Source organism: Hyphomonas sp. UBA4505, from assembly GCF_002388685.1.
GTDB lineage: Bacteria > Pseudomonadota > Alphaproteobacteria > Caulobacterales > Hyphomonadaceae > Hyphomonas.
This window is the reverse complement of the sequence record NZ_DGMZ01000002.1, coordinates 91756-110565: the sequence shown is the minus strand read 5'-3', so window position 1 is coordinate 110565 and position 18810 is coordinate 91756. Positions and strand designations below refer to the sequence as shown.

At 55.1% G+C, this 18810-nt stretch carries 16 protein-coding genes; 7 read left to right on the top strand and 9 right to left on the bottom strand.

The window, feature by feature from the left end:
- Positions 1-66 precede the first annotated feature (66 nt).
- The 5 genes from B3527_RS01180 to B3527_RS01160 all read right to left on the bottom strand — a co-directional run bounded on the left by B3527_RS01180 (position 67) and on the right by B3527_RS01160 (position 4364).
- Positions 67-282 carry a helix-turn-helix domain-containing protein gene (locus B3527_RS01180; RefSeq protein WP_045695780.1) on the bottom strand — a complete coding sequence of 72 codons (216 nt, stop codon included), beginning with the start codon at positions 280-282 and terminating at the stop codon, positions 67-69.
- Positions 283-525: 243 nt separating this feature from the next.
- On the bottom strand, positions 526-849 hold the full coding sequence (locus B3527_RS01175) for a DUF736 domain-containing protein (RefSeq protein WP_034744474.1): 324 nt from the start codon (positions 847-849) through the stop codon (positions 526-528).
- Between the two features lie 453 nt (positions 850-1302).
- Positions 1303-3321, bottom strand: coding sequence for a ParB/RepB/Spo0J family partition protein (locus B3527_RS01170; RefSeq protein ID WP_290478644.1), 2019 nt, complete (start codon positions 3319-3321; stop codon positions 1303-1305).
- A complete protein-coding gene (locus B3527_RS01165; RefSeq protein WP_045695779.1) occupies positions 3318-3794 on the bottom strand; it encodes a hypothetical protein in 477 nt (158 codons plus the stop codon). Before B3527_RS01165 ends, B3527_RS01170 begins: the two co-directional genes overlap by 4 nt.
- Positions 3795-3797: 3 nt before the next feature.
- Positions 3798-4364, bottom strand: a complete 567-nt coding sequence (locus B3527_RS01160; RefSeq protein WP_045695777.1) for an antirestriction protein ArdA — start codon at positions 4362-4364, stop codon at positions 3798-3800.
- Positions 4365-4651: 287 nt separating this feature from the next.
- Here B3527_RS01160 and B3527_RS01155 point away from each other — a divergent pair, with 287 nt between their 5' ends.
- A complete protein-coding gene (locus B3527_RS01155; RefSeq protein ID WP_034742719.1) occupies positions 4652-5086 on the top strand; it encodes a GNAT family acetyltransferase in 435 nt (144 codons plus the stop codon).
- Between the two features lie 328 nt (positions 5087-5414).
- On the opposite strand, the gene B3527_RS01150 is transcribed toward B3527_RS01155, so the two are convergent.
- The 4 genes from B3527_RS01150 to B3527_RS01135 all read right to left on the bottom strand — a co-directional run bounded on the left by B3527_RS01150 (position 5415) and on the right by B3527_RS01135 (position 9329).
- Positions 5415-6233 carry a DNA -binding domain-containing protein gene (locus B3527_RS01150; protein ID WP_034742714.1) on the bottom strand — a complete coding sequence of 273 codons (819 nt, stop codon included), beginning with the start codon at positions 6231-6233 and terminating at the stop codon, positions 5415-5417.
- Between the two features lie 298 nt (positions 6234-6531).
- The gene (gene dmpG / locus B3527_RS01145; RefSeq protein ID WP_045699438.1) at positions 6532-7581 is read right to left on the bottom strand and encodes a 4-hydroxy-2-oxovalerate aldolase; all 1050 of its coding nucleotides are present in this window, start codon (positions 7579-7581) and stop codon (positions 6532-6534) included.
- The gene (locus tag B3527_RS01140; protein ID WP_045699440.1) at positions 7581-8528 is read right to left on the bottom strand and encodes an acetaldehyde dehydrogenase (acetylating); all 948 of its coding nucleotides are present in this window, start codon (positions 8526-8528) and stop codon (positions 7581-7583) included. The genes dmpG and B3527_RS01140 overlap by 1 nt, the downstream gene beginning before the upstream one ends.
- Positions 8529-8540: 12 nt before the next feature.
- Positions 8541-9329: a 2-keto-4-pentenoate hydratase gene (locus B3527_RS01135; protein WP_034738348.1), complete on the bottom strand. Its 789-nt coding sequence runs from the start codon at positions 9327-9329 to the stop codon at positions 8541-8543.
- Positions 9330-9445: 116 nt separating this feature from the next.
- Between B3527_RS01135 and B3527_RS01130 the strand changes: the two genes are divergently transcribed.
- The 6 genes from B3527_RS01130 to B3527_RS01105 all read left to right on the top strand — a co-directional run bounded on the left by B3527_RS01130 (position 9446) and on the right by B3527_RS01105 (position 18672).
- Complete coding sequence (locus tag B3527_RS01130; protein WP_290482137.1) at positions 9446-10201, top strand: IclR family transcriptional regulator; 756 nt, start codon at positions 9446-9448, stop codon at positions 10199-10201.
- Positions 10202-10901: 700 nt separating this feature from the next.
- A complete protein-coding gene (hcaB, locus tag B3527_RS01125; RefSeq protein WP_290478648.1) occupies positions 10902-11684 on the top strand; it encodes a 3-(cis-5,6-dihydroxycyclohexa-1,3-dien-1-yl)propanoate dehydrogenase in 783 nt (260 codons plus the stop codon).
- A 72-nt stretch (positions 11685-11756) separates the two neighbouring features.
- A complete protein-coding gene (locus B3527_RS01120; RefSeq protein ID WP_290478649.1) occupies positions 11757-12848 on the top strand; it encodes a WD40/YVTN/BNR-like repeat-containing protein in 1092 nt (363 codons plus the stop codon).
- A gap of 46 nt (positions 12849-12894) precedes the next feature.
- On the top strand, positions 12895-15222 hold the full coding sequence (locus B3527_RS01115; RefSeq protein ID WP_273241468.1) for an efflux RND transporter permease subunit: 2328 nt from the start codon (positions 12895-12897) through the stop codon (positions 15220-15222).
- Between the two features lie 59 nt (positions 15223-15281).
- The gene (locus B3527_RS01110; RefSeq protein WP_290480639.1) at positions 15282-17204 is read left to right on the top strand and encodes a hypothetical protein; all 1923 of its coding nucleotides are present in this window, start codon (positions 15282-15284) and stop codon (positions 17202-17204) included.
- 52 nt (positions 17205-17256) lie between these two features.
- Positions 17257-18672, top strand: coding sequence for an outer membrane lipoprotein-sorting protein (locus B3527_RS01105; RefSeq protein ID WP_290478652.1), 1416 nt, complete (start codon positions 17257-17259; stop codon positions 18670-18672).
- The last annotated feature ends 138 nt before the right edge of the window (positions 18673-18810 follow it).

The window sequence follows — 18810 nt, the reverse complement described above, 5'->3', positions numbered from 1 at the left end:
TTGCTCGAAAGAAGTCTCCAATTGGCCATCGACAATGTGATTGAATCTGTTCTCAATGCCCTGATTTCAAGCGCCATGACCGCCTCCCCGGGACCTATTCCAGACGGTCGAATAATCATTCAAATCATCGACATGATAGACGACGGTGCCGCCATGTTTTCTGTATTGCGGTCCATTGTTCGACCAGCGCCAGTTCTCCATCGTGCGAACCGTGATACGCAGATAAGCCGCCGCCTCTTTCGTCGTCAGGAAAGGACTTGGACGTCCTTTTGCCTCGTTCATTCCCCGTACCCCGTCTTGCCGGGCACAGATCAACGTGGCGGCTTCAACACGTCCCAGAAAACAAAAGAAAATTCTAATTGGGAGTCACGAAGATATGCGGCTCCGCGGCGATACCCTGTTTAACCATGCGCAGCGCGCATGACTTCGTAAGCATACAGATGCCCCTCTATCGAGCGAATTAAACATGCCAGAAGCCGCCCCGGAATGATCTCCGGAGCGGCCAGTTTGGCGATGAGTGCGGGGCTAGTCCTTGGGGTTCCAGAGGATCACGTGGCGGCCTTTCTTGCCTTTGACCGGTGCGAGGTTCGCGTAGATGCGGCGCGGGCCAATCTGCGGATCTGCGAGGGTCAGGGAGACGTATTCGCGGCCGGAAGACTTTGCCTTGCGCATCCAGCCGCCGCCGATTTCGGTCGCGGTCTCACCGGCGAAGATGCGGTAGTCCGGCTGGGCCTCTTCAGCTTTGTCCGCGTTCTTTTCGATGCGGATGGCGGCTGAGAGGTTCATCATTGCGAGGGCGCCTTCGAAGCCGGTTTTGGTTTCGCTGACATATCCGAGTGCGTTTGCCATGGGGGTCTCCTTTTCGTTTCCGTGGCTGTCTTCGAGGGACACCTTGTCCCCGTCGACGCCGGACCGCCCGGACGGCGCGGGGCGGGCCTGAACCTGCAAGGGCGCAGCAAAGCGGAGCACCGGACAGGCGCATGAATTTGTCTCGCGAGGAGCCGCAAAGCGGCGGGGAAATTCGTGGGACTGTCCGGTTTCAGGGCCGTTTCGTGTCGTCCAGGTCACACGGCAATAGACGGGAACAAGGGGTCTTTCGGGGCAAGCGGAGAGCGGAACAGACCGCTTTGGCAATCGCACTCGGAGGCAAAAAGAAACCCACAGACGGGCGATTTTTCGGAGGCGCATCTGTCTTGATCTGAACCGCAGGAGTACACACTCATCCGGTAGAAGCATGTGGAAATGCCGCCCGGCATGCTGCCGAACGGCTTTCGCTTCCACGGACAAGGAGACTGCAACATGTCAGGCGGCGTCCTGCTCTGCGACAGACTGGTCTTCGGGAGAAGCTTCGTCCTCGCCAGAGGTAAACAGGCTGGCGATCCGGACCCATGCATCTGCTGGCGGCGACCCTGCGTTTGTAACAAGGCGCGTAGGCGGCACCTGCATCCATCCCGGACGCCAGCCCGGATTGGCCTCACACTCTTCGCCAGTGATCCGGTTCCAGACCAGTTCCTTCTGGGCTTTGCCCGTGTCTGTGAGCGCTGCTTTCGCCGTCGATGGAGACGCAATGTCTGCCACCATGGCGTTAATGGCGCGCTTGTCCCGAACGAGATCAAGGAAGACACGCTCCGGCTTCCAGTAAGCGGCCATGTCGGTTTCGGTGGCGACAGCGACGGCTTCCACAACCGGGCCGCCCGCTTCCAGCGTATCCGCCATCACAAAAGCCAGCACGGTCAGGGTTTCCGCATCGTTCATTTCGAGCAGCGCCGCAAAGACCTCGCTGAGGTGATAGGCGTCCCCGTTTGCGCGCAGGGATGCGACCCCATGGGCGTCAAACAGGCTGCGGACATGGTCCCCGGCGGCCCGCATTTCTGCGGCGGCGCGTGATGCCTCCACGCTGGCCTGTATGTCCTCCTTCCGGGCGAGGAAGTCGTGCCGCCTGACAGTCCAAAGAGCGGACCCGACCATGGCATGCGCCACCATCAGCCGGAGGGCGATTCCAGGGTGTCCAAGCAAGGTTGTACGCGCTGCGCCATGGCGGTGGAGGGCAATGTATTGTGCGAGCGGCCCGGACATTTCGGGCTTGGTGTCGGCTGCTTCCGCATCACCGTCCGGCCTTGCGCGCTTCTCCAGTTTCCGGGCTTCGGCCTGCGTAATGTAGCCCTCATGGAAGGTCACAGTGCCATCATCGCGGACTTCGACAATCACGCTGCCGCCCTTCGTCCGGGGGCGCTTCAAATACTCCCAACTGGCAAAATATTTCCCGCGTTCGAGAACCTCTACATTGCGCCACCCGGCGTCAATGTAGGTCTCGACCTTGGCCGCAAGCGCTGCCGATTGGGCTTTCCAAAACGTGTCGGCCTCTGCGAAGACACCTGTCTCACCGAAGAGGTCAGCTGCCACTTTGCCTTCATAGATCGCCAGATCAAACAGCGCCTTGTCGGTCGTGATGGTGGCCCCGCCCGTGATCCATGCCTTGCAGGCGCGGCCCATGGGCGCGCGCTCTGTTTCACTTCGAAACAGGGCCAGCCAGTCTGCCTGCTGGTCCTTCGTAGCAAGTGTGAGCGCGCGGATTGTCTCCGGGTCGATTTCGTCTTTGGCGTAAAGCGCACGGATCGGGCTGGAGAGATTGGCGAGGGCGAGGATACGCCGGACTTTCAGGTCCGTGACCCCGAAATGTCCGGCAATCTCTTCCACCGTCCGGCCTGCATGCGCCAGCTTTCCGAACGCATTGTATTGCTCCATTTCCGTGGCGGGCAGGTGGGCGACATTTTCGATGAGCGAGGCCTCCACCGCTGCGGCGTCGTCATCCGCTTCCATGATTGCGCACGGGACGGCGATTGACTTGCCGGTCTCAGCGGCAATGACCTGCAAGGCATGGAAGCGCCGCCGTCCCGCGACGACGCCATAGCCATCACCTTCGGGGCGCACCAGAAGTGTCTGGCGGATTCCTTTCTCCCGGATGGAGGGCAAGATGTCGGAGACATCAGGCGCCTTGCGGTTGTGCCGCATGTTGAGCTTGCTGATATGGAGTTGCTCAAGGGGAAGTGTTTTCAGTGCGGGTTGTGCCATGGGATTGTCCTCCTGTTCTGGCGGGTAAAGTGAAAGGCCAAGCGCCCATGCCGGGCCTTTCCAGTTGATCGGGCTGAAGGGGAGGCCTTCCGCGTCGCGGTTTGCGTCCGGATCGGTCTCGCCCCAGTCATAGTCATGCAGGCCAATCAGCGGCGCGCGGCCATCGACCCAGATTTCGACGACGCGGGACTCCTCTATGACGAGGGTCATGTGCGGACGTGGCCCTAATAGGTCATCCAGCGCGCTCATGCCTGCGCGACCCGTGCAGGTGCGGACGCCATCAAACGCGCTAAGGCTCTGTGCCCGGCTTGCAAGGCTTCGGGGAGCAGTTCGCATGCGACTTCAGTCAGGTAGGCGTTCTCCGACCTCGGATCGTTGGCCTCTATACCCCAGATGCTGGCGGCATGAGATTCCAGTTCCACGCTTTCGCGTTCAATGGCGAGCACGATTCCGCAATAGAACCACTCATCCTTGCGCCACGCGTCCATGACGGCTTCGGCGTCTGCTTGCGCCTTCGTCAGCCGCTCGCGGAAATTGTTTCCGGGTCCGATAAATCCCGGGTCGCCAATATTGAGCGATGGCCAGAATCCGTCCTGGCGCTCGTCTGGACTATCCGGACAGTCGTCGCGGACGATCCGCGCGGTGACGCGAAAGCCGTCAATCTCGACGGCAATGCTGTCGCCCTCGCACACATAGCGGTCAAATCTCTCCCGGAACGCCATGACTCAGCGGCTCCAGAAAATGTGGACTTCATCAAAGCCCGTCTGGAACACCATGATCTCGCCATTCATCGCCATGTCGCGGGCAAGCGCGGTCCAGTCGATATAGTAATCGAGCGAGGCCGGAATCTCTGTCCCGCTGTCGCGCGTCACTTCCTCGGCAAAGTCTGCGGCGCTGCGATATTCGCCTGCATAGTCTTCAAACGCGGCGTGAGCCTGTTCAAGGTCATCGCCGAATTCGCGGTAGAGTTTCGCTCCAAGGCTCCCGTGTTCGGTGATGAAGTCCGCAAGGGCGCAAACTGTCTCGAAGGAGGCATATTCGGAAATGCGCGCGCCTTCGAACCCCTCATAGTCATGAATTGACCATTCCTCCGCACCCGGTTCAGGCGACGCCGCCAGCATGGCGCGGACGCCCTGCATCATCTCGTCCGGTTCTGTCGCGTCGATCCACGCCCCGTGGAGCCGTCCATTATTATACGCGGCAAGACAGGCGACATAGATGCGGGGCGTGTCCCGCAAATCTGGTCCGGTCGCTGTTCCAAGGGGAGCGGGAGTCTCGTGTGAAGGGGTCATGTCAGCCTCGCAAAATTGAACCTCGCCCGCGTGCCTTTCCCGGCAGGCGGGAGGGGGCGGACGAAAGGTGCGGGCGCCCGGGCGTATGAGGGCCGGGGGCAAGGCGGAAAGGTAGGAGGCACGGAAAGAACCGGCGGACCCAGGTCACCGGCGCCTTGCGCGCGGGCCGCGCCCGGGCAGACGCGCCGTCCGCCCCCTCCCGGCTGCTGGGAAAGCTTGTCCACGCTTTCAAACACCAAACAGGCAGGCTGGTGCCGTGGATACGAATCCTTCCAGACCCGACAGCCATGGCCTTGGATATACGAGACTTCCGGGAAGCTGACCGCGCAGCGCTGATTGCGCTTTGGGAGGCGTGTGCGCTGACCCGGCGATGGGACGACCCGAATGCAGACATGGACCGGTCGATCGCATCCCGCGATGCCACGATCCTCGTCGGTACATTAGATAACGATGTCATTGCCAGCGCCGTGGTCGGCCATGACGGCCATCGCGGCTGGATCTACTATCTGGCTGTCAGCCCAGACCGTAAAGCCTGCGGCCATGGGCGCGAAATGATGGCCGAAGCCGAGCTTTGGCTGACGGCGCGGGGGACGCCGAAGGTGCAGCTCATGGTGCGCGGGGAGAACGAGACCGCGACTGCCTTCTACAATGCCCTCGGCTACGAGCGCCAGGATGTGACCGTTCTCGGCAAATGGCTCATGCCATCGCCCGAGGCAGATTGAGGTATCGAGAGGCCACGCGCGCCTGACCCCTCTGGCCGTAAGGCCAGTGGGAAGCAAAGCGCGGCCCCCGCCGGCGAGCCCCCGCAGCGCGCGGCGACCCGAACGGGTGGCCGCGTGACCGGAGACGAGCCGGGCCCGGTCAGGTGACGTGGACGAGGTGGAGGGCTCTCGTCTCCCGGACAGCCCCGCGTCAGCAGGCGGGGGAGGGGCGATGCTTACAAGTGCTTTGAGATACTAAGAGGTGTCTACCAGTTCGTAAGCCGCTAATCGAAATAGAGCGTTCGACCGGATGACGTCGTATGCGCTCTTCGATGTGCGGAGGGGCAGGTCAAAGGTTCTCTTCCAAAAGGGAGAAATATTCGCCGTCCCGAAGGCGCTGGCCCTTGGCGAGCAGGCGGGCCATTTCGGACTTCATGGCGGACGACGGTCCGCCCCATTCTTCCGAGATGCGCTTCTCACCATAGAAAATCGTCGCGGTTTCACGATAGGTGAGTCCCGCGTCGTGGGCATCCAAGGCGACAAGAGCGTTGCGATAGCCGAGGCCCTTGCGTGACCAGACAGGAGGCGACATGTCGTCGTCGCCGTAGACCTTCTGGGCACGGTTCAGCGCATTCACGTGATCCTGCATTGTGCTGAATCCCGAGATGGAGAATTCCATTTTTACAGGCTCGAGGGACAAGAGCGACTTGCCACTGCACCTGACCTGGATCGAGCACTTCTTACCTTTGACAAGGATGTGTTCGTGCTCGAAGGCATCCACGAGATGGATGATCTTGCAGAGGCGCGTGCTCTTTTCGAAGATTTCGTCGATCTCGCCGCGCTCTCTTTCACGCACGTGAACGGCGACCTTGCGGGGATAGGTCTTGTCGGACCAGAAGACATGCGTGGTAAGGGCCGACTGATCTGGGTTCGGAAAATAGAGAAGTCCCCAGTCTTCGGCTTGGCGGTCCTGCTCGCAAAGCCGGAGAAGCTGTATGTCACAACATGCCGTTCTTGTTTCAAAGTCAGGTTGCGCAGCATAGGCGGCGGCTTTCAGCGCGGAATTGCGCCGGGCGAATTCCCAGGCCCAGTTCCCGCGTGAGAGATTGGCGGTGTAGTCATACCTGGCGAGGGTATCGTTCAGGTCTTCTATCGTGTGAACAAGCATGGATCTGCCTCCCGCGTCAGGGGAATGCAGAAGGCGTGCCAATTTCAATTTATCATGGAAACTTCAAGGTTGCTCGCTTAGGTCAAAAGGCGATGAAAAAGTGCGCTCACCGAGCCAAAAGCACTGTACGCACATAAGCAGATTGAGCGTGTTCTGACTGCGCCGTTCGTCCAGACAGATTGAATCTCGCAGCCGTCACAATTACAACAGGCTGCATCGAGAGATTGATACCAGATAGATGATTGTAGTCTCGCATCGTGACCGCGATGCAAGACAACAGTCAATAAAGATTGGTCGCTCACGTCGCAAGTTTTTGAGTGGATTGTTGTTCTTTCAATATATCCAGGGCTACGTCGACGATCATATCTTCCTGGCCACCAACCATACGCCTACGTCCTAGTTCAACCAGGATTTCACGTGTATCGATCCCATAATCTTTCGCTGCCTTCTCTGAATGCCGGAGGAAGGACGAGTACACCCCGGCATAGCCCAGCGAGAGCGTTTCGCGATCAACGCGGACGGGGCGGTCCTGGAGTGGGCGGACAAGTTCCTCAGCGGCATCCATGAGCGCGAAAAGATCGCATCCATGCTTCCACCCCTTTCGCTCGGCGGCTGCGATGAACACCTCAAGCGGTGCGTTTCCGGCCCCGGCACCCATGCCGGCCAGCGAAGCATCCACGCGTCTTGCGCCATGTTGAACGCCGACAATGGAATTGGCGACGCCAAGCGACAGATTGTGGTGGGCGTGGATACCCCGTTCAGTTTCCGGCTTCAGGACTTTTTCGTAGGCTTGAAGCCGTGCGATGTATCCATCCATGTCGAGCGCGCCGCCACTATCGGTGACATAGATACATTCGGCACCATAGCTTTCCATCATGGCGGCTTGTTCAGCCAATTTCTCAGGCTCAACCATGTGGGACATCATAAGAAAGCCAACCGTGTCCATACCCAGATCTCTGGCAACACCGATATGCTGTTTCGATACGTCGGCTTCCGTGCAGTGTGTGGCGATCCTGACAGACCTGACGCCAAGCTTGTAGGCATGCTTCAGCTCCTCGATCGTTCCGATCCCGGGAAGGAGGAGCGTGGTCAGTTTCGCCGTTTTCACTGAATCTGCGACGGCTTCAATCCACTCCCAGTCTGTGTGGGCACCAAAACCATAATTGAAGCTTGAGCCATTCAGGCCGTCTCCATGTGCAATCTCGATTGCGTCGACCCCGGCCTGGTCAAGGGCGGCGGCAATCTTGCTGACGTGCTCGATACCGTATTGGTGTCGGATCGCATGCATCCCGTCGCGCAGAGTGACGTCCTGAATGTAAAGATTGTCGGATTTTGGATCGAACGCCATCAGGCAGTCTCCTTGGCTAGCCGCTGCGCGGCGATCTTCTCAGCGGTCGCAATGCCAGCTGACGTCATTATGTCGAGATTTCCCGCGTATGCAGGCAAGTAGTGGGCCGCACCCTCGACTTCCAGGAAGACGCTGGTCTTGATGCCTTCAAACGTGCCCAGGCCCGGAATCTTGACCGGGTTGTTCGAGCCGAACCGTTCGAACTGAACCTTTTGCTTCATCCGATAGCCGGGCACATAGGCATTGACCTTTGCAACCATTGCTTCGATTGAGGCCTCAATTGTCGGCTCATCTGCGCCACTAGAGAGGGTGAATACCGTATCGCGCATGATCATCGGAGGCTCCGCCGGGTTCAGGACGATTATGGCTTTGCCTTTCCGGGCTCCTCCAACCTCTTCTATACCCTTTGAGGTGGTCTCGGTGAATTCATCAATGTTGGCCCGCGTTCCCGGCCCGGCTGACTTGGAGGCGATGGAAGCGACGATCTCCGCATAGTGGACTGTCGCGACGGATGCTACTGCTGCCACGATTGGGATCGTCGCCTGCCCGCCGCAAGTGACCATGTTGACATTTGACGCATCCAGATGCGCGTCACCATTGACGACGGGTATGACATACGGCCCGATCGCCGCAGGCGTGAGGTCGATCATCACCTTTCCGGCGGACGTGACGACTTCATTGTGCCGCTTGTGTGCGCCAGCAGATGTCGCATCAAAGACAATTCCGATTTCGGGCCACACGTCGAGCTTAACGAGACCCTCAATTCCTTCATGCGTGGTCGCGATACCCATGCGCTTTGCCCGGGCAAGGCCGTCCGAGTCGGGATCGATCCCGACCATCGCGCCCATTTCGAGACCCTTTGACTTGCGTATGACCTTGATCATGAGGTCAGTTCCGATATTTCCGGATCCGATGATCGCAACCTTGGTCTTCTTGAGAGTTGTCATTTCCAATGTCTCCTATTTCGCCGCAATTGCGAGGCGAACCGACCCAATACCTTCGATATCTGCTTCAAACAGATCACCAGGCTCCATTGAGGCCATCGGGCCAAGAGCACCTGTCAGAACGACGTCGCCGGCCTTGAGAGGTGCTCCGAGCTCTGCGCATTTTCGTGCGAGCCAGAGTGCGGCGTTTAGCGGATTTCCAAGGCACGCGATGCCGGCGCCATATGAAACCGGGCGTCCATTGCATTTCATCACCATGCCAGCATTGACGAGATCAAGCCCATGCAGTGCACGAACAGGACCGCCCAGGACATATAGGCCTGATGAGGCGTTATCCGCGATCGTATCCGAAATGCGGATATCCCAGTCCTTGATACGACTGCCCACAATTTCGATGGCAGGCACGACGTGGTCTATGGCTCGGATCAGTTCGCTTGGCGTTGTATCCTGCGCGTTGATGTCCCTGCCGAGTATAACGGCTATTTCAGCCTCGGCCTTGGGTTGTTGAGTTGCTGACAACGGAATTTCATCACCGTCGCAATATTCCATATCCGCATAGAGGACGCCAAAATCGGGCTGGTCTACGCCAAGTTGATTTTGGACTGCCGCTGACGTCAGGCCAATTTTCCGGCCAACAATCCGTCGCCCTGCGGATACCCACCGGGCTGTGTTGATCGCCTGGACCTCGTATCCGGCTTGCGGATCAAGACCAATGAGATCACGCACTGGCGCGCAGTAGGTTTGTCCAGCGTGTGCGTTGAACAGTGCATCCGCAGCCTTTTGAATTTCATCTCTGGAGATCATGGTCTGGTTCGCGTCCGTAAGTGACTTGGAATTTAGATCGCTAACTACGCGATGTACTTGACACTGCAATCCGAGGCAGGCCAATTGCTATCACAATGTGATAAATGGAGATCCGTGTGGCACGATCCATGTCTTCCTTCGACAAGGCGATGGCCTTGTTCGGAGCACTTGTTGCGCAGGACGGTGTATTCGAATCAGACGCAATGAGTGTCCAGCTCGGGGTGCCGGAATCGACTCTGTACAGGCATCTGAATGCCCTCCATTCGGCCGGGCTCATCTGCCGATCCAGACGTGGACGATATTTGCCCAACCCAGTTTTTCTGAAGAAGTTGGAGGGGTACACACCACATGCAGTGCTGTCGGAACTAGTACGGCCCTTTTTGGACCAACTAAGTGTCGCGTTGGAAACCACGACCCACTTTGGCCTTCTGGAGAACGACATGGTTACCTACCTCGCGAAATCGGTATTTGAAGGAGAGGAGGTGTTCACGCGCGAGAACGGGCAGCTGGAGGCGTACTGTTCTGCTATCGGCAAGGTGTTGCTCTCGCACATGACGGTCGACGAGCGACGGGCGTATATATCCAGCGGGCCCTTTCCAAAGCTAACGGATAAAACGATCACGGATCCAGCCGAAATCGAACGAGAACTACATCGCACGCGCAATAAGGGATTCGGCGTTGACGATGGCGAGGTTCATAACGCACTTTATTGCATCGCTGTGCCAGTCTTCAGTTCGCGGGGAATGGTCGTGGGCGCAATTTCTAGTTCATCTAGCCAGAGGTGGGCGAGTCCTAAAGAACAGCGTGATCGCCTGATTCAGCTCAACGGGGTAGCGCTGTCAATCTCTTCCACCTTAGGGGCCGGCGCCTGATCATGTGGAGATGAGAGGTCAAAAAAATGGGAGCCGCTTAGGCTCCCAGAGTTTGGCGGAGACCTAGCTCCGCCGGAGGAAACAGACTGGTTGTCGTATCTCTTGAGCGTTCCCTGACCTTGAATGGCAGTGAAGTTCAACCTGACACGACACATTTGGGTTGAGCCGCTATCCGGTTGCGCGTCAACCTGGCCGGATACGAATGAGTGGCATCGCTCCCACATTGTGAAACTTTATGAAATCTGCGCGCTCGGGTGAACAGGATTGGAATTCTGTAGGCCTACCCATGATATTTGTGCGTCGAGAATATTCTCGAAAGCGGCCATGCGCGAATAATAGGACATGTGGGAACATGGACTGCGTTCTGAGCGTTCCCGAACAACCGATAGAAATAAGCGAGTATACGGAACAAAAATCTCGGAGTCGGGAAATGGCTTTTCGACATCCGGGGCGGCGAGCACTGCTCCAATCCGGGAGTCAGGTGCACTAAGTTGCGCTGGCGTCTGTTCCGTATGGCGAAATTAACAGCAGCTTCGATAGCACAGTTGCCTTTGGCCACATGCAGATTTCGATCCTTGCTACGGAATTTGAGCTCGCGCTGTTCGTAAATAAATATTGACACAATCAAAAAAATCATTTTTTCTCAAAAAAAGAACAAAATCTTGCACCTCAAGCAAGGTTGTTAGGGAGGTACTTAAATATGCCAAAACTAAGCGGCAGTTCCGTTTTGATTACGGGCGGAGCCACGGGAATTGGTCGGGCGGTGGTCCATCATTTTGTCGAGGAAGGTGCCAGACTGTGTGTTCTGTGCGTCAATGACGAACAGGCGAGTTCGTTGCGGGGTGAGTTCGGGGCTGAGGTTGAAACAGTAATTGGGGATGTGCGCAGTCTGGCAGACAATCAGCGCGCTGCGGCCCTTGCCGTGGAGAGATTCGGTGGACTGAACACCTTTATCGGCAATGCAGGGATATGGGATTTTATAACGCCTCTGGAAGCGCAGGATGAAGAAAAGCTCGAAAGAGTCTGCGATGATATTTTTGGTGTGAATGTAAAGGGGTACGCGCTCGGAGCGTACGCGTGTCTTCCTGCGCTTCGCCAGTCTAAAGGGTCCATAATTTTCACGGCCTCTAGCTCAAGCTTTTTTACGGGCGGAGGTGGTCCGCTATATGTGGCATCGAAACACGCTGTGATTGGACTCATCAAGCAGCTTGCGAAGGAAGTCGCGCCAGACGTTAGGGTTAATGGCGTAGCTCCAGGAGGTACGATTACCAATCTTTCCGGGTCGCCCTCATCCGAGCACGCAAAGTCCCAGATGGCTGAGATTCCAGAGATCGACAAACTTCTCGAGGGCATGACACCGCTCGGATTTGCCGCAAAGCCTGAAGACCATGTAGCGCTATATGCGTTGCTTGCCTGTCCGGTGTCGGCTCGATACGTCACAGGCACAACCATCTCGTCCGATGGCGGTATTGGCGTGGGCTGACCCAGCCTGAACGCGTTCACCAACTAAGTCGAAATTGTGCCAGCAGTGCTGGCGGTCTTTTGGATCAAATCTATGAACCTGCCGGTCTTCAAATTCGCTCATGCTGCCGCTGCTGCTGGGGTGCTTTACTTCTCCCAACCTGGGGCGCTGGCAGAGCAGGCCGTTTTAACGATCCCCGACGCAAGTCCTCGGTCAAATATAGAGCTGCCAACTGCCGGACGTGTACGGTTTGCTCCTGATAATTTATTTGCCGTCGATTTTGTGTCTGATTCTGTGGGCTGGGTGGGGGGATACTACGGGACACTAATGAAGACCGAGGATGGAGGAGGGCATTGGAAGCGCGAGCCCTTGCCGTTTACGGACTTAATTAGGCGGATCGACTTTGTGGACGAGGCCATCGGCATTGCTGTCACGAGTAGAGGAAAGATCCTGAGGTCTGAAGACGGGGGCGCACATTGGGAAGTTGTGCATATTGAGTCGGGCATTAACTTGCGAGATGTCTACTGTCTCGACGCCCAGACAGCTTGGGTCGTCGGACATGAGGCTACAGTGCTTCACACGTCCGATGGCGGTAAAACGTGGCAAACTCAGGCGTTATCCGGATATCAGGGACGTGATCTACCGAGATTGAATGGCATTACACGTCTCGAGGACGGGCGGTTGGTTTTGGTTGGGGAGTTCGGCCTGATAGCGTCGTCAATCGATGATGGATTGAGCTGGGAGGTGCTGGACGCGCCCGATGCCTCGGTCACATTCACAGCGGTAGATGCATGGCGTTCGGAGGCGCTAATATCTGGGCTTGGCGGCAAGCTTACAATGGTTCGATTTGGTTCGGACAGTGACGTTGAAGAGGGCTCGGGACGCTTAATGGACCGTGTCCCGACGATCACAGCTTTGTCCTCGGGGACAGATGCGCATTTGTTCGATCTAACATTAGACCAAGATGGTGACGGAGTGATCGTAGGCCAGGGCGGTGTGGTCCGTGTAAAAGCTGGATTGCCTGTATCGGATTTGTTGCCCTTGGAGAGTAAGCCAGGATTCCTTTGGTACGGAGGAGTCTCTAAAACATCAGAACACGGAGGGTATGTTGTCGTTGGGGCGAACGGTGCCGTACTAAAAACCGAATTCGATGTCTCAGATCCGGAGCCGTTAGTGCGGTGGTAACAGGAGTAGTTCGCTTGTTGCAAATTCAATCAAAGGCTCAAATTCAGTGGTAAGTTATATTTCGAATTTCGTCATAAGATTTCCCAGAATCATTCTGGCAATCGCTTTTCTGGTCACATCGGGGGCGGCTTATTTCGGCGTGACAGGTGTCTCGTTGAAGGTCGTTATCGAAGATATGCTGCCTGCAAACCATTCGAATGTCGAACTCTATAAGGAGTTCCGGAGTCAGTTTGGTGGAGTCAATAATGTCCTTGTCGAAGTCGAAAATAAAGCAGGCGACATCTACAATTCGGACTTTCTTGAAACGTATCGGGAAGTATCAGACGAGTTCTATTTTCACGATAACAATATCCGCCCTCTGTTTGAGGCGGCCAATCTCCGGAAGACGAGATCGGTGGCCGGCGGGGAGGGGCAAATTCTGGTCAGTCCTCTTATGTGGCCGGAAGTGCCCCGCTCTGAGTCTGATATGGAGCATTTCAAACAAATCGTCAGGGGGCAGTTTCTCGGCTCATTGGTCTCACTGGATGAGCATTCAATGCTTATTTCTGCCGAGCTTTCAGAGGAGGTGGATTCTCGGGAGTTTGTCGCCTTTATTGACAATCTAAAATCAGAATTCTCGACGAAAGATGTAAAAATATCAGTCGTTGGCAGGCCCGTACTTCTGGGCACGGTTAAGAAATATCTGCCTCATATGCTGTTGGTTTTTGCGGCCTCTGTGCTGGCTATCGCTGCCGTCCTATTTTTCTATTTCAGGTCCTGGGTGGGCGTTGCTGTTCCAATGCTCGTGGCCTTCGCCGTCACGATTTGGGGCTTTGGCGTCATTGGCTTGGTCGGTTACAATCTTGATCCCCTGTTGCTCTTGCTCCCATTCTTCGTCTTCGCCACTGTTTTATCCCATTCAGTTCAATTCGTTTCGCGCGTTTTCGATGAAATCGAAAATAGTGCCACCATGCGTGACGCAGTAAAAGAAGGCCTTGAGCGCCTTCTGTTCCCGAGCACTGCGGCTGTGATTACCGATGCAGCTGGATTTACGGTTCTGGCTCTGGTGACTATCCCAAGCATACAGTCGCTTGCCTTCATTTGCACGTTTTGGCTTCTAACGCTGACCCCGGGAATTATTGTTGCTGCGGCGTTCATGGCGGTCCTTCGGAAGCCGACAAAATTCCGCACCACCTTACCCGGTCAAGCCGTATTGGCCAAAATTTTTGGGCTGAAAGCGTCCAGATATGTATTCCTCCCGGCTTTTGTCGCTGCGTTGATTGCGGGCATTTTCATTTCGCAGGGGCTAAAAATAGGTGACGCAGAAGGGAGCCCGATCCTGTGGAAAGATTCCCAATACAACAAAGATGTCAAAAAAATCAACTCGAGCTTTGACCGTGTCGGTACGGATGTAATGCAGGCCTATTTCTCCGGTGATGGAGAGATAATGCTAGATCCGCGTGTGTATCATCAGATCGAAGCATTTGATCGCTATATTTACGAACGAGTTCTTCCGGCAACTCGCGCACAGAGCCTTGTTCCGATTGTAAAAAATATCAACATGGTTTTGTGGGAAGGGGACCCTTCATACCAAACAATTCCTGATACAGAAGAAGAAATAGGGTTTAACATTTACATGTTCCGGTCTGGCGGTGAGCCAGGAGACTTTGCCGCCTATACGAACCCGGAATGGAGCATCGGTAAGCTCTCAATTTATACGGGGGAGCATAGTGCTGACACCGTGAATGCGTTGATGGCGGCGGGCCATGAATTTCTAAACACCTATCAGTTTTCAGATGGGGAGCCGCGTGTGAGGTTCGCCGGCGGACAGATCGGTATAATTAAGGCGAGTAACGACGAGATCGAGCACAAAGAAAATGTACTCCTTATTGCCATTATCATCGTTATCGCAGTTAACCTGCTCTGGCTATATCGATCACCCGCAGTCGCAGTCGTGATCATACTTGTACTGACGACATCTCACTTTATCACCATGAGTGTCATGACGCTTATGGACGTGGGGATGAACTTGAATACGCTGCCGCTTGCTGCGTTGGGTTTGGGCCGTGGTGTTGATTACAGCATCTACATGGCAGACCGGATACGCGACGAAATGAGGCACGGCCATGAATTCGCGAAGGCGGCGGGCCGGGCGTTCAACACGTCTGGTATTGCCGTGATAGTTACGGCACTGACGATGATACTGCCGCTATTGCCGTGGTACTTCCTGTCTCCGATCAGGTTCCAAGCCGAGATGGGCGTTCTGTTGGCGATCATCTTGATGTTCAACATGGTGGGGGCGCTCACTGTTGTGCCTGCAGCAATCGGCTTGCTGAAGCCGCGGGGATTTCCGTTTAGCACACAGAAGAAAATAGTCAGGGCGATGGTTGGTTAGATTGAGGGCGATAGAGCCTGGCTGCGCATCGGAAAAAATAGAAAGTGAGGGAGAGAAAGATGAACACCAAGAATAAAAAAACTAAAACTAAGTCGCAAAAGCTATGCCTGCTCGGGGCTACAGCATTTTCCACAGTCCTTATGATGCCGCTAGCAGCGAATGCCGAGTCATTGGCTGAAGCGCTGAACCTGCCCGACAATGTCTGGGTGGGCGGACGTCTGACGCAAGGGACGGGCGTCTATTTTGACCGGTATGGTGGTGGAACTGGAGTGGGGCCCTCCCAGTTTGTAGCGCAGCTTCAGGCTGAGTGGACTCCCAATAGCAATGTGACGGTTGTTTCCGATTTTTGGCTGCGCGGCGATTGGTACTATGATCTTGATGACGGAGATTCAATCGGACCTGGCACGCCAGACTTTACTAAGGGCCCTCCGTTTCTAGATCGCTTTGATTTTTTACTCTCGCAGGATGGGGCGCTCACGCTTCCTGAACCGTTTGGTAATAGCGGTGAAGAAAATCGCATACTCGATGATTTCGAGCAGGATGTGATTAGAGAGCTGTCGATAGCGTTTGCTGATTCAGAGGGACGCGCGTCTCTAAAAGTCGGAAAGTTTCAGCGAGGGTGGGGGCAAGCAGATGGTCTGCGCCTTCTTGATATTCTGAACCCACAGGATCTCCGCCAAAGGAGTATATTTACAGACACCGAGGATTTGCGGATACCTCAGTGGAGTGCTGCCCTATCTTTGGATATTGACCAGCTTGGCCTGGCTGCTCCTTTTGAGGGGTTAGGACTGAAGGATCCATCACTGGAAGTGATCTACACTCCGGTGGTACGCCATTCCGAATTCATCGTGAATAATCCCACGCCGAATTCCAGTACGTCCGGAGGCCCCTTCGGTCTGCCTTTCCCGAGGTTGGTGGAAGGTCAGTCGGGTTTCGGCATGCCCTTGTTGGGAGCAAGGCTGTCGGACAAGGAAACAGACGACTGGGAAGATTCCGAGGTCGGCATGCGGCTAAAATTCGATGTCCTTGGCGGGCAGGGGACAGTTAATGGTTTTTACGGTTTTCAGGATCTGCCGATCGTCGTCAACACCGGTGCAACAGTTCATATTGGCACATTTATCGGAGATCCAAATGCAGCGGGCGTTGTCAATGTGCCCATTGATCTCCCAACCACCATAGGTGCGATGAATGCGCCGGGTCAGTACGTTGATTTCATCCAGTCTCTCGCAGCTGGGACTGCGGCGCCAGGGGACTTTCCTTTAATTCCGTTCGGCTGCCTTGATATTCTGGATCCGGCGGCTGGAGGGGTGCCGTGTTCTATTACTACAGATTTTGACCTCGATTACACACTCCGGCAAAAGACCGTCGGTTTTTCATTCACACGCGATATGACGGAGTTCCGATTCGGTCGAAAGGATGTCTCTCCGGTACTGCGTTTGGAGGCGGCATACGAGTTTGACAAACCCTTCAACAAGGGGGTGATTCAGAACCCCTTTGTGCCCGGGCGTGTGACCGTCGGAACACCAGCTCTCATTACTACCCGTGACGACACAATCGCGAGACGAGATCAGCTGTCTGTCTTGGTCGGATTTGATTATAATTTCTGGGTGCCGGGGTGGGAATCGCAGCGCAGTTCGATTTTTATGACAACTCAGTTTTTCGAGATCCATACCGAAGATGCTGATGGGCTCCTGTTTCAGGCGCCTTACGCGCTTACAAATGTTGAAGAGAACCAGGAATTCATAACTCAGACGTACACGAAGGGTTTCTTAAACGACAAAGTGACTCTGGATGGCTTGGCGATCTGGGACATGGATAAAGGTAGCGTTGCGATAAGGCAGAGAATAGATTTCTCCGTAGGAGGAGGAAATTGGAAGCCCAGAATTGAAGTGGGCTACTTTAGCGGGAAGGATGAGCAGGGCCTTTTGGGGCTCTATAACAAATCGGACTACGTTGAGTTTTCTCTGACCTACCAATTCTAGAGAAACATAACGATAACGCAAAGATGTCTGGTTCTTGATGATGGAGAAGAAAATGAAACGGTTAAGCTTGAAAAGCTTTCTGATCGGAGCGACGGCGCTTATGGCAGTTGCGACTGCAGCAACGCCCGTAGCGAATGCACAAGAAGATTATATCGAGCGCTGGAAGGCGTTTGCCAAGGAGACGGGCTTGCCCGAACACAAAGCCTGGGCTGATATGCTTGACAATGATGAGACCCGAAAACTTGAGAAAGAGTGGAAGGATTTCAGAGGTTACACGGCCTCGAGCCTCATAGAGGACGCCGATATTCCGGGCGAGCTAAAACCAGGGTTAATCATCACGAAAGACAACCTGGCGTCAATGCCTTGGTTGTCAGACTATCTTCCAAAGTTCTGGATTGATCGGCTCAATAGTGAGTGGATGGGTGTCAAGGGTATCCGCATTGTTCCCACGAACCATTATTATATGCAGAAAGCTCTGCTCGATGCGACCAAGAAGCTGGGCAAAGATCCCTTCACGATTAATGAAAAGGGTGAGCTGGTAGACAGGGACGGAAAAAATGGCGTTCTCACAAAGAGCGGATTGCCTTTCCTGACACCAAAAAATGGTGATGAACTAAACTGGTTGTTCAATGCGCACGGCGTGGGAACAGAAGATCTCTGGTTCAACCCGGTACTGATGACCGGCTGTAGCTCCAGCAATAAGGTCGAACGCTCTTACACAGGCAATATGTGGTGGCGCAAGATGGCGGGTAGAGTTGGTAAAACTCCGCTCGGTAATGTTCCGGGATATGAAGGTGTCACCGAAGCGGGTTCTTTGCTACTAACTTCGCCTAGGGATGTGCGAGGATTAGCCGGTGTCCGACTTCGGTACGCGGATGCTGACAAAGATGACAACTTCAAGATTTTCATCCCTACGCTCCGTCGTACTCGCACTCTTACTGGTACCAATGGCCAAGATCCAATTGCTCCGTCGCTGGAGCTCACTTGGGATGAATGGCGTAGTCAGTGGACCAAAACTGATAAACGCAAATTCAAGTACACCATGGTTAAAGAGGGCTTCGTATTAGCCGCACCGGAGGTTGGTGCAGCATACGATCCTTATCGTCCGGATGAGGCGCATTGCGCTTTGACGGGAATTGTCGACATGGAGCTGAGGCCGGTATGGGTTTATGATATCGATGATCGCACCAACAGCTACCAGTACTCCAAAAAACGCATTTGGGTAGATAAGGAACTCTACTATACCCAGTGGGTGGAAATGTACGATCGTCGGGGTAACCTATGGCGGACTTGGGACGATTCACGCTGGTGGCAGCCCACAACGGGACTCGCAATGTGGCGTTCAGTGATCATTCCAAACGTGATTTCACAGCGTCACACAATTCTCAGTCAAACGTCAGATTGGGACAAAGTTGATCAGATGGACAACTCATTGTTCGACGTCGATAAGTTGAGGGATAGACGCTAATCAGAATCGGGTTGGCATCGATTAGGTTGCCAACCCGAGACCTGTTGTCAGGCGCCATTTCATAAAAAAATTGGGGACAATCCCTTATAGGCTGCTGGACCGATTTTGGTTGAGCGGTGTTCATGACCACAAGGACGG

Coding starts and splice junctions, on each gene's coding strand:
- B3527_RS01180 (WP_045695780.1), bottom strand. CDS start 282: ATGAACGAGGCAAAAGGACGTCCAAGTCCTTTCCTGACGACGAAAGAG.
- B3527_RS01175 (WP_034744474.1), bottom strand. CDS start 849: ATGGCAAACGCACTCGGATATGTCAGCGAAACCAAAACCGGCTTCGAA.
- B3527_RS01170 (WP_290478644.1), bottom strand. CDS start 3,321: ATGAGCGCGCTGGATGACCTATTAGGGCCACGTCCGCACATGACCCTC.
- B3527_RS01165 (WP_045695779.1), bottom strand. CDS start 3,794: ATGGCGTTCCGGGAGAGATTTGACCGCTATGTGTGCGAGGGCGACAGC.
- B3527_RS01160 (WP_045695777.1), bottom strand. CDS start 4,364: ATGACCCCTTCACACGAGACTCCCGCTCCCCTTGGAACAGCGACCGGA.
- B3527_RS01155 (WP_034742719.1), top strand. CDS start 4,652: ATGGCCTTGGATATACGAGACTTCCGGGAAGCTGACCGCGCAGCGCTG.
- B3527_RS01150 (WP_034742714.1), bottom strand. CDS start 6,233: ATGCTTGTTCACACGATAGAAGACCTGAACGATACCCTCGCCAGGTAT.
- dmpG (WP_045699438.1), bottom strand. CDS start 7,581: ATGGCGTTCGATCCAAAATCCGACAATCTTTACATTCAGGACGTCACT.
- B3527_RS01140 (WP_045699440.1), bottom strand. CDS start 8,528: ATGACAACTCTCAAGAAGACCAAGGTTGCGATCATCGGATCCGGAAAT.
- B3527_RS01135 (WP_034738348.1), bottom strand. CDS start 9,329: ATGATCTCCAGAGATGAAATTCAAAAGGCTGCGGATGCACTGTTCAAC.
- hcaB (WP_290478648.1), top strand. CDS start 10,902: ATGCCAAAACTAAGCGGCAGTTCCGTTTTGATTACGGGCGGAGCCACG.
- B3527_RS01120 (WP_290478649.1), top strand. CDS start 11,757: ATGAACCTGCCGGTCTTCAAATTCGCTCATGCTGCCGCTGCTGCTGGG.
- B3527_RS01110 (WP_290480639.1), top strand. CDS start 15,282: ATGAACACCAAGAATAAAAAAACTAAAACTAAGTCGCAAAAGCTATGC.
- B3527_RS01105 (WP_290478652.1), top strand. CDS start 17,257: ATGAAACGGTTAAGCTTGAAAAGCTTTCTGATCGGAGCGACGGCGCTT.